Origin of the sequence: Arthrobacter sp. NQ4, from assembly GCF_029077345.1 — a bacterium.
Taxonomy (GTDB): Bacteria; Actinomycetota; Actinomycetes; order Actinomycetales; family Micrococcaceae; genus Arthrobacter.
Genome location: NZ_JARETC010000009.1, coordinates 55,755 through 70,842, shown reverse-complemented (window position 1 = coordinate 70,842; position 15,088 = coordinate 55,755). Strand labels below are relative to the sequence as shown.

Below are 15,088 nucleotides of genomic sequence, written 5' to 3'. Positions count from 1 at the left end.
TCTGCAGCGCCCCGGATTCGCCACACCACGAAGCGTACTTAGGCAGCCAAAGTCATATTTCGCTGTTCGACAACGCCTGCAGCCATTCGCAAGGTCTCGTGTGCCGGAAGCTCGGCTTCCTTGTGCCTTCGAGACATTACCGCCAGCCGGTCAGCGAGAACGTTTAGCTCATGGTCGGCGTGGCCCTTGACCCACTGGAAATGAACGTTGGCAAATGCGGCCAAGGCCCGGATCCGTTGTATCTCCTCGCGACAGGCAACAGTTAGTTGTCCGGGTTGGAAAGTGCTGTCGTTGAGCATCTTCACAGCTGTGACGTTATCGGAGGAAACCGTGACGGCGCAGGGCCCGTCCAGGACCCCAGCGTAGGCGTTCTTGGCGGCACCGAGGGCCAGCCGGATTGCCCGGAGCTCACTTTCCAAGATACTTCCCCCGGCTACGGCCTTCAGCCCGGGACGAAGCGGCAGACTACTTCCGAAATCCAATACCCAGCCGCGCCCTGCCCAAGGCGTGCGGTGTCCGATCGAGGCGTCTGTGGCAATTTCCAACCGGCAAAACAATGCATCAAGGTTTTCGGTGACTGCCTTTTCCGTCGCCACGACGCCCGCAGCTGGCGGGTAGGACAGATCAACAGGAAGCCCAAGCCGCAGTAACCGTTCACCCACAGCATCCGCTACGGAAAAGACGGATTCGTTCCTGCCCGCAGCAAGTTTCGATACGGCGCGGGCAGCCTCTGCAAAGGCTCTACCCCAATGCGTCCCTGCGGCAGCCTCGGTGATCCAGCCCGACCGCACTCCCATAATGGCAGACTCGACCGTTCGTGCCACCGCCCACAGGACGAGGCCCCGTCGGGACACGATGAGCACTGTAATTCCGGAACGCTTTGCGACAGCTTCGGCGGCCGAAAGGACTCGGCGTGACGGGGGACTGGGAAACGGCATGTGGGGCCTCCTTGCAACGAATTTGCGGTTGCTGGGAAGGCTATTGGTGGCCACTGACATTTTGAACGCAGGTGTTCCTCATACTGTCGTGGCTGCATACTGTCGTGGCTGCCAAGCCGAGCGATTCGCTGCTCAGCTGGCGCGCGGCAGTGCTCGGACTGTTCTATCTGGCTCGTAGTCCAGGATGACTCCACCATCGGGTCCAGGACCGCCCGGAAATTCTGCGCTGTGCCAGCGGACCTTCTGCGGATAGGGGCAGTCCCGGCCGTACGCCAGGCCCTCCAGTATCTGGTGCCCGGCTTCAAGGGGCGCGACGCCCTGCTTGTGCCAGTTTGGAATCTCCTCGTTTGGTGCGCACCAGCCGTTCCTGACGAGATAGTCGGCGTTAACTGGCCACTGCTCCGCGGAAAGGAACTCTTCCGATACGATTTCGCACCAGACGCCGTCCGCGCTCGGGTTTGCTTGTGCGTACGGTCGGTTCGGTCCCTCAGTTTCGTCGCCGTAGTCAATGCTCAGAAATGAGTTCCAGGGCATGTTGGCCAGTACTTCGCCGACCAGTTCGCCGGCCCGCGCCCAGCGTTCTTCCACATCATTCTGGCTCCGGCACATCGCAACGAGTCCAGCGAACTCGTCCGCACCGACCTCTGGGGGCATAGCCGCCCCGATCACTGACTCCCAGGCTCCGAAGTATCGACGAATTGCTACAACCGATGGGCGGTCGCGTCCGGCCGCCTTTTCGGCAATAACCCAACTGTCGTAGCTTGCAACGTCTTTCGGCGAGCCGAAATAGTGAAATACCCTCAAAAATTCTTGGACTGCCTCTTCGTAGTCATTGGGGCTAAAGCGCTCCTCCGTTGAAGGCGGTGTGAGACAGGCGGCCATGAGCGTAGTTGACCACGACCCCCGGCCTACCCGATCGCGAATAACAGGAGCCGGAACCAGCCAGCCGCGTCCGCCATGATCTGATTCCTCCGCCAACAGCAGGGCTGTATCCCTGTAGTCCGAATAGGAAATTCCCGCCGTGTTCCCTGTTCTAACTTCTTCGGCTGTTTTCTCAACAGTGGCAATCACTTCGGCTATCTCAGACGCAGGGAGTCGCCCTGTTTGAAGCTCACGGAATTCTGCAATTCCCGGCAGCGGCATCTTCCCGAGCGCAAAACGGTAATCAGGTTCCACGCCCCGATGCCGTCCGATGACGTAGAACAAGCTGAGCATTTCGATTGAGCGCACCACCGGACGATTATTGCCGTCGGCTTGGAACCCCCGTAGGTAGATGTCTTCCAAGATTTCGAGACTCCGGAGCAAGTCGACAGCGATCTCAACATCAAGCGGCACTCCGAAAGCCACGAGGACCTTGGGCACATCGACGGCTTCGATTCCAGCGCTCATAAGCCGCTCGGTTCGTTCCATTTCCCTACCAAGGAGCTCAGCGGTCGCGCCACAACGTTTTCGGAGCGCCTCTGACCGCTGCTTTTCGCCGCTATCCGCTATGCGCGTGCTCACCATGCGCAAGACTTGGTAACTTTGCTCTTGCAGGGCGGCGGCGATGCACCGCAGAGGTTCACCGGCAAGGTATGACGCTACGGCTTGGTCGGTTGGGCTGCGGCGGTCAGAGTTATTTGATCGAGTGGAATCCAGGTCCGTCATCGTGTGCTCCCAATAGTCGTAGTAAAGATCAAGCCCGGCGATGAGCATGCAGAATGTCAGCGGCCTTACCCGGCGTTCCGCAGTGACTGGACATCGCCGGCCAGGGCATCTTCGGTGGTGACACCGTTATAGCGTCCCTGCCCGTTGATGGGTTGTCGGGTGCTCCACCTGAGCAGCCATGGGTCGGGGCATTGCCGGCCGTATCTTAAGCCGTCGAGAATGAGGTGTCCCGCGTCCTCGAAGAGCATCCCTTCCCTGCGCCAGCTTGATGAGGCGTCGTTCGGCGAGGTCCAGCCTTCGCAAGCCAAATGATCCTCGTCGGTATCCGAGAGCTCACCGGACAGGAGTTCATCGGGGAAAATCTCGCACCATACACCGGCTTCGGCACGGCCGGCCCGGGCATATAGCTGGAAAGCGCCGTCGGCAGCTGCAGCGTACTCGATCACAAGAGATCGTCGTCGGGGGATGCGCGCAAGCAGTTCACAGATGTACTCGCCGGCTCGGACCCAGGCTGCTTCATGCGCAGGATCAGGAACCTCGAAGAGCGCCCCGTCGTCGTGAAGGGGCATCGCACTGGCGTGCGCATCTGTCTGGACGTCGCTACGGCTGGCCAAAGCTTTGCGGAGAGCCGCAGCCCAGTCCCCATAGCGGTCCACTAGCTCGAGGGCGGAGGGCCGGTCCCTGCGCACTGCTAGCTCGGCAATGACCCACTGATCATAATTTTCGAGGCTCGGCGCAAGACCGCGACCAGAACGTTCTTCGGTAAAATCATCGACTGTAAGTGGAAAGTCGTCCTCTTGGAACCGGTCCACCGCCCGTCCCATCTCCAGCCTGACCGTCGCCAATGCCTGGTCCCAGAATCCCCCACCCAGTCGGCGGACCAGGTCTGACGCAGGGGTGGGCCATGAGGCGGATTCATCGAAGATGTAGCCTCTGAACAGCCTTGCGATAGATCCGGCCGTTGCGGCGTAGTCCGTCACCGACAAACCTGTAATAACCCGTGCCCGGATGGCCAGCTTGGTGGTCTCTGCAACTGCCAAGATCTCAGCTAGTCGTCTTGGGGGACAGGCAGCTCTGGTCAGCTGCTTGAGTTCGGCGACGTCATCAGGGGCAATTTGACCCAACGCGAGCTGGTAGTCCGGTTTGATGCCGTGATGCTTTCCAAGGACATAAAGCAGGCTGAGTGTGTCACTCCGCCGGAGTGTCTCCGGCGGCGGCATGTCTCTGCAAATGCGGGGGTCCTGAAGTCTTACAAACTGAAGCAATGCAGCCGTGATGGCCGAATCACTCGCGCTCCCTGTGGCGAGCGCCCCAAGCACTGTTGGAATTTCTACCGCGGAAAACCCTGACTCCATCAGACGCCACACGAGTTGAGACTGTTCCTCCAGCACAGACATCGCACCGGCGGCCCTGGAACGGATCGTTTGCATCCGAGCCAGTTCGTCTTCGTCGCAGACCTCCTGAGCCAGCAGCGAGCAAAGGCTTTCAACGGTTGCATCACGTGCGGCGGCAATTACCCAAAGCGGATCGCCTTCGCGATATGCCTTGACCAGCTCCTTAGGTCCCGTCCAATGCTCGGGCGCGGCGACCGGGCGTTCCTTCACAATGTCCCCCAGCTTCGCGAACTACTCTTGCACCGAGCGGAGGGCATCAGCCCAAGTGCCGTAGATGTTCCTAACCGATGCCCCGGAGGGGCGGGAGCGGCCAGCGGCCAGCCCGTCCTTCACCCACTCGTCGTAGGCGGCAAACGTCGCATTCGTTTCGGCCACTTTGGCGTAAGAGCAGAAGTCGCTCACCGCATCGTCGTAGTCTTCGCGGGTGAACTTCACAAGTCCCTTGGGGCGGCCCTTTGAAGCGAGACCGATCCCCATTGCTTGCAAGGCCTCATTCCACCCGCCGAAGCGCTTCATGACGGTTTGCCGGGTGGGTGGCCACGGGAAAGCTCCCTGCTTGGAGACGAGCCCCAGAGCCACCACGAGCTCCTCGCGCAGTTCCTGATAGCGGGCGCCGGTGATGCTTGCGCTCGGATTCTCCACCACGTGCCTCCGGGCAGCGCCGATGACCCCCAAGATGGTGGCCACGTCCTCGGGGGAAACTTCGGCCGATTCCAGAGCTGCACGGACTTCGCTCATGAGGTTGAGGTCCAAGTTCACCGCTGCCCACCCATAGTCCGGCGTAAGGCTCAGATCCGAACCCAGGAGGAACCAGATGCCGGCAGTCACCGCCTCTTTGGAAAAGATGTCATCGGGTTGGGACTTGGAGAAAACAATGTCCGATTCCCTCAGGGCCTCCTCGGCCACATCGACGTCGATCGCCGGGTATAGTGCCTGGAGCTTCAGCACAGTATCGGGCCGGGTAACACCACGTTTGGCCATCTGACGGGCAAGTTCTCCATACTCTGCGAGGAAGGCTTCATGCGCCGCGCGGGTTGCCGCCTCTCGTGCCGCAATCCGCTTCCTGCGGGATTCCTCCGCATTCGTTCCGCCCACTTTGGCGATGATCTGCCGGACCCGCTCGCGGGTGATGCCGAAGCTCTGGCCGATGGCGTCCAGCGTCTCGCCGTCGCCGTAGCGCTCAACCATTGCAGTATCGCGCTGCTCCCGGCTGAGTTCAGGAGTTGTTGTCATGGTCATATTCCTATCAGCAGGCTCGGACATTACTCGGCAGCGGAAGCCGTGGCTTTGGTGGCCGCGGAATGACCGGCAGCCTGCGCATCTTTCAGAAGGCGCAAGAACAGCGGATTTGGCCGTGCGCCAGGCAGGACGCGCTGCAGGTCTGCCAACGCGTCCAAGGCAGAAATGCCAGCAACACGAGCGCCATACAGGGCGGCGACGGTAGGGGTGCGTGACTCCGCCCGGACACAGTGCAGCAGGACGGTTTTGCCCCCCGCCCGGTAGCGTTCGACGGCGGCCGCCGCCTCCTCGAGGACAAAGGCGGCATGTGCGTTGTCGTCTTCAACAGCGGAGTCAACCACCCAGAATGTGGCGTGGTCCTCTGGCGAAACAACCGGGACATCCAGGGTGCCCAGCCGGCAGAGCGACACCACGGCGTCGAAGCCCAACTCAGCCACGTGCTCACGTGAGCGGACCCCGCCCAGCCACACGCCGTCGTCGTGGGGGTGCTGGACCAGGGAGTCCGTGCGGCTCCACATGCTGTAGTCGTGCCGATCCGCCCGCGGCCAGGACAGATGCCAGCGGCCCTCGCCGCGGGCCAGCTCCATGCCCAGGACCATTAGGTCGCGCGCCCGCAGGCCCGGCCACCCGTGAAGCCGCCGGCGCCACCCGAACGGGACTGCGGTGTAGCCGTAAGCCGCTCCCAGCAGGCCGCCAGCGATGGCGGCCACCGTGTCGGTGTCGCGCCCACCGCGCACTGCCTCCTCCAATGCAGCCCGGAGGTGGACGGGACCAGCAGCGGACAGCCCGGCATAGTGGATGGCGCTCCACGCTCCCTGGAATGCCTCAACCACCCAGCCGTTGCGGGTGAAGTCCCGGGGCCTGGACCTCTCTGCCGTCTCGATCCGCTCCAGCCACAAGGAGGCCCTCGCGGCGGGCAGCAGCGGCAGGCCGGCCCGGACATCGAGTACACCGGTGAGGACTGCATGACGGATGGCAACGCACCACAGGCCGCACGCCTCCTGTGCATCAGGATCGGCATGGGTCAGGGCGCTGAGCTCGCGGGCGGCGGCCATCAGTTCGGCCGGCTCCCGGTCCAGGTACGCCAATGCCAAAGGAGCTGTGCGCATCAGCGACCCGTTGCCGGCGCTGCGACCGGTCCGGGCATGAAAGTCAGCGGCAACGGCAGTTAAGTCAGCTGCCCGAACCTCGCGGCCGGAAGCAGCAGCCAGCCGCCGGGCGGCACCGATTACCGAACTTGTTTGCGCCCCCACATCCTTCGCCTCGGCCGCCCAGACAGTCCACGCCCTCACCATGCCGGTGAGGGCCGCGGGGGAGGAGGCCCCGCCGTCGGACGCCTGCTCCAGCAGTGCCTCGGCGATGGGGATTGCCATGGAGGTGTCGTCCGTCCACTCGGCCGGCGCGAACCCGAAGGGGCCGCCGCCTCTCATGGTGACTTCGGTGCCGTCCGGCAGCGGGGCGCTGAACTCGTAGCCGGCGCCGAGGGCGTCGCCGGCAGCCATGGCGACCAGGACGCCGGCGGCACGGTCATTCTGCGGGGGGCTCAGTTTCATGCCATCTCCATCAGGGGGTGTTGGGTGTTCCAGCCGGTGAGGTGCGCCAGTTGCGGGCGGCGCTGGGGGAGCGTGACGGCGATGCCGGCGGCGGTGACGGACCCTGCGCTGCGGGAGACGTTGCGGCCGCGGAGGGAGCCGTGGTTCCGGACCTCCAAAGCTGCCGTGCGGTCATCGAACATTCCGAAATCCATAGCCTGGATGCGGGCGGCAAAGTCGCGGGCCCGCTGGCCGGGCATCGGACCCGACGCCAGCGCCTGGGGTGGCAGGAGCTCAAGGTCCAGCAGCGCAGACTCCACCAGCTGCCGGTAGTGGCGGCGGAACAGCGTGCTGGTGCCGAACACCTCCAGGAGCAGCGGCTGGTGCCCGAGCCCGATCACCACGCCGCGCTGGCCCTCGAGAGGTTGTGGGGCATCCGCGGGGTCGAAGCGGTTCCGGTCCTCCTTGTCGTCCTGGAACCAGTCCAGGTGCTGCAGAAGCGAGCTGGTGGCGGAGGCACCCCGGGCGTTGTCGAAGCGGTTGACACGTTCCCAGATGCGGCCCTGTCGGTTGCTTCCACGCCCGCTGCCGGTGCCGGTCAGCTCGGCTCGGACGTTAAGCGGGGCGCGGCGTGCCCGGCGGCGGTGGCTGCTCTGCCCGTCTTCCCAGCGCCCGGCCTCGACGCAGAACGTGTCTATGTCGCGGGTCTCTCCCGGGCCGAGGACGACGTCGCGGGCACAGGTCCGGTGCTGCTGGCCGCCTTCGAGCAGCTCGCCTTCCAGCAGCAGTGCCGGGCGCGGGCCATTGTTAGTGACGGTGAGGAGGGGCACCTGGGCGCCGCTGGCGAGTTCGGTAACTGCAACGTCGGCGTGGGTGCCGGTGCTGATGCCGAGGCTTCCCGGTGCGGAGGTCCAGACGGGGAAGCTGCTGAGCGGGCCGAGGCTGGTGCCGGCGCCGACGTGGAGCTGGGGAACTTTCATGATTACCTCCCGGTGATTTATCGCATTTCTGCGCTAATTGGCTCCAGTATGCGCCGGTTGCTTCTTTAGCGCAAGACTGCGATAAATGGAGGTGTGAAGGATTCAATGAACGGCTCAAGCACGTCCCTGCTCGACTATCCGCGGCCGTCGGTGGCAGTGGACACAGCGGTGCTGACCGTTTCCGACGGGAGTGTGTGCGTGCTGCTGGTGCGCCGTGCGGAGGATCACCAGCACGGAAAGTGGGCCCTCCCGGGCACGTTCCTGCGGGAGCGCGAGACCCTGTCGGATGCGGTGCTGCGGTGCCTGCGGGAAAAGGCCGGAATCTCCGGGCGGGTGCCGCGTCAGCTGCAGGTGTTTGACGATCCTGGCAGGGATGACCGCGGCTGGGTGTTGTCGGTGGCGCACGTGGACGTGGTGCCGCTCGCTGCTTTGGAGGAGGCGTTGAAGTCCGACGGCGTCTGGCTGGCTTCGGTGACCGGGGAACCGGAGCTGATCGCCGGGCTGCCGTACGGGCACGCGGACATTGTGGGCAAGGCGGTGGAGTGGCTGCGCGCCGCTTACGCCGAGGCGCCGGATCCTGGGGCGCTTCTTGAGGAGCCGTTCACCCTGAAGGACTTGCGGGAGCTCCACGAGGTGGTGGCGGATGCGCCTTTGATGCGGGACACCTTCCGCCGCTTTATGGAGCCGAAGCTTGCCGGGACCGGGCAGATGTCGGACGGGACGCGAGGGAGGCCTTCGCGGTTGTGGGTCAGGGGAGATCAGCAGGGCAATCAAGCCTGAAGGCGCCCGCCGCAGTCACGATATTTGCGCGGAGAAACCCCTGGTCCGTCATCCCCTCGGCCAGTAGGTCAGTGGCGTGACGGCGCCTCGTTTCTTGTCCGGCGTCCGGTAACCGTATTGGCCAATCACCTTGTCGAACACTGGACCTTCAAACACCGGGCTGACCTGGAAGCCGCGTCTGCCAGTAATCGGGTCTTGCTCCCAGGCGTCCGGCCGAATCTTGAACAGGCCCCTGGTTACGCCGCGGTGTACAGCAACAACGTGTTCGATCCCGTCCCTTTCTATACGGGACTTGCTCAACTTCCACCAGCAACGGACGGAGTCGCCGAGCTCGGCAGCAAACTGCGCTCTATCTCTGGCGCTGAGCCACTCGGACTTGAAGCCGTAACCAGCGCGCACAGAGCCACCGGGCGCTACTTCCTCCGAAGCAACCCACGACTTTAAGGTGACCAGCAACAGTGGCGGCGTGTCGACGCCAAGGTTCGGCGCTGCGAACTCTGACACGATGTTCCCCAAGGTCTCGATCCCGTGTCCATGCGACGATTCACGTCGGGCATTCGTGAGCTGATCCAAGTGCGCGAGTGGGTGAAGGGCTTGGCTCGGCGTCACCAGGAAGGAACTGAGCAGATCAATGGCTGCCGCCTCAACCTGGGTGTATTCGGGCCCCATGCCGTGCCGCAGTATCCAGATTTCCGGTTCGAGGCCGTCCTGGCGGATGCCATAGATAGCAGCGATCTTTCGAGAGTGCTCGCCTTGGGGTTCCTCTGCCGGCGCCGTCAGGGCATCGGCCTCCAGACCGTGGTCGAGCACCCGCGTTCTGGTGCCCCTGCCAAGGTAGAACGGAATCCCCGTTCGGGGGTCGATTAGCAGGTACACGTAGTTGCCCAGATACTCGGCAACCTGCTCAAGGACCCTTTTCTCAACCTTCATAGTTTGTCCGTCCATGATGGGAATGGCTGCGGCCCAGTCGCTCGAGTGTCTTGTCCAGCAGTGCCCAGACTTCCTTCGTTTCTGGAGAACGCGGTGCGCAGCCAGTTCCATCAACTGGGCACGTAACCTGGACTCGGCCTCATTCAATCCGGCGTCGTAGGCCGGGGCCAGCAGATATGAGTGGTTGTCGGTTGCGTACGAGGCCAGCATGTCGAGGAATATTTCCAGTTCCCTTCCTGCCGCCGCGAGGGCCGCCTGCACTTCTTCTTTGCCCGCGTTCTCCGCTGGTGCGCCGGACATGGGAAGGATGTCCAGTCTCCCAGACCAGACGAGGTTCTGCAGCGGTTCATGAAAGAGCGAGAGTACGGTCCCCAGCTGATGCTCCTTGGAGCCCGTTGCCGGAAGCGCCCGCCGGACATCGTGGACAATCTCGTGGAAGTGGTCATCGGCGAGCCCGAACCCCACGAACAACAAGTGATGGGTCAGCAGGTGTGCCTTGACTAGAGCGGACAGTGCTTCCCGGTTGCTGTTGTATCCGAGGTAGTCGTCACGGGTCAGCACAATGCTCTCCGGCGCACTGACAGACCCGTGAAGTTTTAGCAGCCAGTCATTGCCAACTGCAGGAATGTTCTCGGGCATGACTGTTCGCGGCCGTTGGGCATCTCCGCAGGCCATTTCGAAAAGCCGGTCATAGTTCAAAGTGATCGCCCCGGAAGAGGGCAGTGCGGCGAGAAGCGCCGGGGCAAGCCCGTATCTCGGCAGGTCGACAGCAGCAGCCACTGCTTCACCAAAGGCTGCCCTTGATCCGTACTGATCGGTATAGAGCTGTTCAAGCACCCCGGCTTGGTCCAAGAGGTCAAGCCTGTCAAAGGCCGCTGCCCCTTCCGTGGCGAGACGGACACCCCTTCGCAGTGTGTCCAGAAGTTGGCCCCAGCTCGGGGCCCCGGCGCTGACGCTGATTCCAGCACCCAGGAACGGGACTAGGTGACCGGCGCGTGCAATCTTGCCAAGCGACTTGGCTTTCTCCTGAAGACTGGCGCCGAGGGAAGGCCACGACGAGCGCTCGCCTTTCTGACGCCTCAGCTTCTGGGCCAGTGAAAACGCTGCTTTGTCCCGCAGTACCAGGACAAGGTCGACGCCGTAGCGAGCCGCCAGTTCGGTGGCGGCGTCGAGGATCGCGCATAGCGCGGCACCCAGGTGGTTTCCGGCGCCGCCCCCGGCGGTTCCAAAAAAGGGCAACGCCAGGAGACGGTAGGGCCGGTCATCTGGATTTGGAATAGTAGACACGGCGCTGCGGACGAACGCTTCAAGGCGTTCGCCCACGACGGCGGGACCCCAGGTGCCGTCGTCAGGGACCGCAGTCATGATTGGCAACGGTGCCGCCGGGTCCCAAGGGTGGACGGCCTCAGCCAGCGCGCTACCGCTACGGAATTCCGACGAAGCCGACGCCGCCGCAGTAGTCCGAAGGTCTGGATGGGCCCGCAGCCAGTGCCGCTCAATCGTGGTCATGGAATCCGTCGGTAGAAGCCACGCGTCACATCGGAGGTTCAAGATGTCGGCCATGACTACAAAGACGTGCGGTTGGGTCATGGAACCTGTCTATCAGAGTAGGAACGCGAACACCGGGAGCAGGGGAGTCGTTGCCTTTGCCCATGTGCCGCTGATAGCCCCCCTCGACGTCCTTGATAAGGTGGGCCTCAGTAGCTATGGGCTCGGCTTTAAACCCGCGACTTAGACGCCAATAAAGATCGAGCCATGTATGTTGTCAACGTGGGGGAAGCGAAACCGTGGAGCGACGACGAGACAAAGGCGCTCGTGGCCGCGTATTTTGAGATGCTCGACAGCGAAACTTCTGGAATGGCCTATTCGAAGATTGCCCTCAACCGGCGGGTGCAGTCGCTTACTGGCCGCAGCAAAGGCTCAATCGAGTTCAAATTCTGCAACATCAGCCACGTGCTTGCAGAGGCCGGCTTACGTTTCGTGGACGGGTACAAGCCACGAAGCCATGTGCAGGAAGCCTTACGCGTGGCCGTCCTTCATGCGGTGACAGCCGAAGACCATCCAACCCCACGAAGAACCGAACCGCCGTCGACTGTGGCCCAGATACCATCAGTGCCCCGCGCCCCACATCTAGCCGCCTTCAACGAAAGAGGCCCGTTGTCTGCTCCAATCGCCCCACGGACGAAAAATGAAAACGTATGGGGAAGCCTCGTCGGGCTGTGGGACCGGTCGACAGGAGGGACCGACGTCGCGGCGCGACCGGACCACCCCGTAGATTCGGCTTGGCCGTCCGCGCTGCGTCCAGCTGGCGTGCAAGAAGCGTGTGAATGGCTGAAACACGGCATTTCTGAGGGTTATCCACCTCGCTTCCTGTTCCTTGTTGGAGGGCCAGGAGCCGGTAAGTCCCACGCGACGGCACAGGTAGTGGCTGGGATGCGCCTCGAGAGTCAACTGCAAGATGGTTTGGCGCATCGGATCTACGACTACCAGGGAACGCTGGCTGATCTCGTCGTCGTCAACGACGCCACCATCAATTTGGAGGCCGCGAATCGGGCGCCGCTTATATCCGACATCGATAGGATCACGTCGCCATACATGGACGACACCGTACCTTCCCGACCACGCCACTTGATGGCATGCGTCAATCGAGGCGTACTGGTTGAAGAAATGTCAGAATCTCGACTCCGCCGATCCGAGGACTGGAACGCTGGAGACGTACTCGTCCGCTGGCTGTACGGGTCGCCGGCAACTGGCCCGAATGAGTCGTCATGGCGACTGTCTGGCTTGACCGGGCAAGACTTTGCCCGAGCCGCCAGGCTGAATTACATGGGCGAGCATGTTGCCAACGTATTGGCTGTGTTCGTTGACGAATGCTCGCTCTTCGAGGAACGCCCCGCCATTACCATCGGGGCCGACTCCAGCGTGTCGGCCCAAGAATATCGAATTGTGCCGCTGGCTCAGCGTCCAGCGATGGAAACAACGCGCGCTCCAGCCGCGGATTTGCTGGTCAATGTCCTGAAGGCTGTCGAAGAATCGCTGGGCGACGCAGTAGAACATGAACCGGGTACCTTTGCCGATCCACTGTTGGCTAACCTGCAGTCCCTTCGCTCACCGTTGGTGCTGTCGGGCCTGCTGACCATTGGACGAAGCGCCGAGCTGGTGTCGGCAACCCGCATGACCTATCGGGAACTTTGGGGGTACCTGACTCGCGCTTTAGTTGGTGATGCGCCGTCACGGATGCCTCGAGAACGCCTAGGAGAGTTCGTCATGTCGAACCAGCCGCTAGGCTTAAGTGCGGAGGATGATTTCGAACGCCTGCGGATCTTGTCGGGCCTCAGATTCAATCAGGGAATCTTTGGTGCTGGTGAGCGTTCGGCAGCACCGGAGGGGGCAAGGCGCGATCCCGTCCTGAAGCTCCTGATCCCAGTTGACCCAGTAAGCGACGCCGTACCAGGTTCGGACCCCGATTCGCCAGACGGAGGGTGGGCAACCCGGATTTCTGACGCCTTTGGCGTGCACGCCTCGGACGGTACACCTCTACGGAGCCTGCTCGATTCAGCAGCGGAAGATGGTCCGTTACACGGCGTGGTGACAGACTTTGATCGGCGCCTCGATGAAGCCTTCTGCCAGCTTCTGGCCTCGCCGCACCTCAAGGACGACAAACGGATGGAAGCCACTGGTTGGTATGGGGCCTACCTGACGCGTCTTTATGCAGTGTCCCACGGGATCTGTGCGTTTAGGCGCGAGGTAGACATGCTCATTAGGACGTGGGTGCAGTCCCCACACCTGCCGGATGACTTGAAGTCCCCGCTGCGCACACTCATCAGACCCAAGCGGAACCCGAGCGAGTCTGCCTCGTCGCTGCTGCCCCTGTTTGACAGCCGAACCGAACCCATTACCGGAAGAGCCGGTGTACCAAAGCTCGCTGTTCGGGTCAAGGAACCGGAACTATCCACCGAGAGGCAAGGACAAGGTGAGCAAGTCCTCCTGCTTATCGGGACAGACGGAACGACCATGAGCAAGGTGTCCTTGGACTTTCCGTTGATCCGGGAGGCCATGGCCTGCGTGGACGACCACATAGGCGTGACTGACCTCATCGATGTGACCGCACCTCGATTGGAACGTGTTCGCGCATCACGGCTTTTGCCGTCCCACCTGCACGGGGCAGAGTTCTGCCTGACCGATGGTGACCGTGAAGTCCAGGTTACCCACCGGTATACGAAGGAGTCATGATGGACAGGGTTGCCAGAGCAGAACATCTTCTCCTCCCATTTAACCGGCCAGAGTACTTTTCCGTGCCCGAGGCACTGCTCTCGGCGCTTGCGTGGGATGCTTATGACATTGCATCAGATGTGCAAGGGCCCAAACCTGTCGGCCTGATGTATAAGGCCGATCCCAAGGAGACACAGTACCTTTCGCTGCGCCCGACGAAGCCAGAGGGGGCCTCTGCCGAAGCGCTTGGCCATAGCCTCAAGAAACTCGCTTTGAATACCGCCGCTTCAGACATTCTTCTGGGCGATGCCGTCGCGTCCAGCGTCATGGGCATTCGAATCGAAAAAACGGGAAACCAGCCTTCGAGCCCCATGACCCCCGCCCTGGCGCTAATGCAGGATCCGCGCGGTGTTCTGGTGAAGAAGGGGCCACCCGACTTCGCCTCTATTATCGAAAGCCTCTTCACCGTTGGACATGGCCGTGGCGGCCCGGCGGCATCAGCGACGCAGCTTTGGCTGCGTGCCGCGGATCAGCGGCTGGACTTGGACCCGCTGCTGAAGATAATTGATACCTCTATGATGTCTACGGTCTTCCAAGATCGATGCATCCGACGCGAATCCTTCCCTGTTTCCGGGGATAGCGTCGACTGGTGTGGTTTTTATCCGGATACTCCTTATGAGTGGTTTGCCAAGTCGTGGGCGGCCCTAACCTCGAAAGAGTGGGTCGAGGCGCTTCCCGCACGGGTATGGGTCGACTGGGCGACCACCGTCCTGCGACTCGCAATGGGGCTCGGGTTCCTGTGGGAATATGCCTGGTATGAGGCCGTGGGGAACGCTATCATTCAGGACTCTGTACCTGATACCTTCGAGGAGTTGCGGACCATGGTCCGCTCGCCCCTACCTTGGCAGTCCAGCCGCTCCTCCATTTCCGTGCGCGATGTTGGATCCACCATCAAATGGCGTATTGCGCGAGGCGAACGTATTAGGAAGAGCCTCAAAGAACGGCTGAACGAACGTGGGGGGCAGCAGGAGGCCATTCAATTCCTTCGCGACGCAGCCGGAAGCGACTTCAGGCGCTCGCTAACAGCCGAAGTTGCCGACAAAAAGGAAGCCGGGAAACTTGTCTGGGAGACTGTCAAGTATGGCCTGCAGGTGCGGGAATCCAGCGGACCTTTCACGGACTACTACGGGATTCTCAAGACTAGGGGGCGCCGGTACCTCATAATTGATCCGGGTACCGAGTGGATCGCCGTGGTCGCCAGCCTCACCTGCGGGACTCCTGGGTCGCAGTGCAACGTGGGAGACGTGTTGCGCGACCTAACGATACTAGGAATGAGGCCGGAGCTCGGCGACCTCGTGTCGCTGCTTGAGCGGGCCGGAATGGCGCGCGGCAGCGCCGATGCTGACCACGCCGTTATTGTCGAGAGCGCTTTCTAG

10 protein-coding genes are annotated in these 15,088 nt (G+C 62.3%); 3 read left to right on the top strand and 7 right to left on the bottom strand.

Features of this window, described 5'->3' with window-relative positions:
- Positions 1–38: 38 nt before the first annotated feature.
- The 6 genes from PUN51_RS15140 to PUN51_RS15115 form a co-directional block, all read right to left on the bottom strand.
- Complete coding sequence (locus tag PUN51_RS15140) at positions 39–938, bottom strand: ribonuclease HI (protein WP_275181526.1); 900 nt, start codon at positions 936–938, stop codon at positions 39–41.
- A 132-nt stretch (positions 939–1,070) separates the two neighbouring features.
- Complete coding sequence (locus tag PUN51_RS15135; protein WP_275181525.1) at positions 1,071–2,633, bottom strand: TY-Chap domain-containing protein; 1,563 nt, start codon at positions 2,631–2,633, stop codon at positions 1,071–1,073.
- Between the two features lie 17 nt (positions 2,634–2,650).
- On the bottom strand, positions 2,651–4,189 hold the full coding sequence (locus PUN51_RS15130) for a TY-Chap domain-containing protein (protein WP_275181524.1): 1,539 nt from the start codon (positions 4,187–4,189) through the stop codon (positions 2,651–2,653).
- Positions 4,190–4,210: 21 nt separating this feature from the next.
- Positions 4,211–5,212 (bottom strand): sigma factor-like helix-turn-helix DNA-binding protein, encoded by a 1,002-nt coding sequence (locus PUN51_RS15125; protein WP_275181523.1) that lies wholly within the window; start codon positions 5,210–5,212, stop codon positions 4,211–4,213.
- 29 nt (positions 5,213–5,241) lie between these two features.
- On the bottom strand, positions 5,242–6,771 hold the full coding sequence (locus tag PUN51_RS15120; protein ID WP_275181522.1) for an ADP-ribosylglycohydrolase family protein: 1,530 nt from the start codon (positions 6,769–6,771) through the stop codon (positions 5,242–5,244).
- The gene (locus tag PUN51_RS15115; protein ID WP_275181521.1) at positions 6,768–7,730 is read right to left on the bottom strand and encodes an ARPP-1 family domain-containing protein; all 963 of its coding nucleotides are present in this window, start codon (positions 7,728–7,730) and stop codon (positions 6,768–6,770) included. The genes PUN51_RS15120 and PUN51_RS15115 overlap by 4 nt, the downstream gene beginning before the upstream one ends.
- A 105-nt stretch (positions 7,731–7,835) precedes the next feature.
- On the opposite strand from PUN51_RS15115, the gene PUN51_RS15110 reads away from it, so the two are divergent.
- Positions 7,836–8,510: an NUDIX hydrolase gene (locus PUN51_RS15110; protein ID WP_275181520.1), complete on the top strand. Its 675-nt coding sequence runs from the start codon at positions 7,836–7,838 to the stop codon at positions 8,508–8,510.
- 48 nt (positions 8,511–8,558) lie between these two features.
- Here PUN51_RS15110 and PUN51_RS15105 read toward each other — a convergent pair whose 3' ends face one another.
- Positions 8,559–10,763 carry an SIR2 family protein gene (locus PUN51_RS15105; RefSeq protein ID WP_275181519.1) on the bottom strand — a complete coding sequence of 735 codons (2,205 nt, stop codon included), beginning with the start codon at positions 10,761–10,763 and terminating at the stop codon, positions 8,559–8,561.
- A 432-nt stretch (positions 10,764–11,195) separates the two neighbouring features.
- On the opposite strand from PUN51_RS15105, the gene PUN51_RS15100 reads away from it, so the two are divergent.
- Both PUN51_RS15100 and PUN51_RS15095 read left to right on the top strand, forming a co-directional pair.
- Positions 11,196–13,673, top strand: coding sequence for a hypothetical protein (locus PUN51_RS15100; protein WP_275181518.1), 2,478 nt, complete (start codon positions 11,196–11,198; stop codon positions 13,671–13,673).
- On the top strand, positions 13,673–15,088 hold the full coding sequence (locus PUN51_RS15095; protein ID WP_275181517.1) for a hypothetical protein: 1,416 nt from the start codon (positions 13,673–13,675) through the stop codon (positions 15,086–15,088). Before PUN51_RS15100 ends, PUN51_RS15095 begins: the two co-directional genes overlap by 1 nt.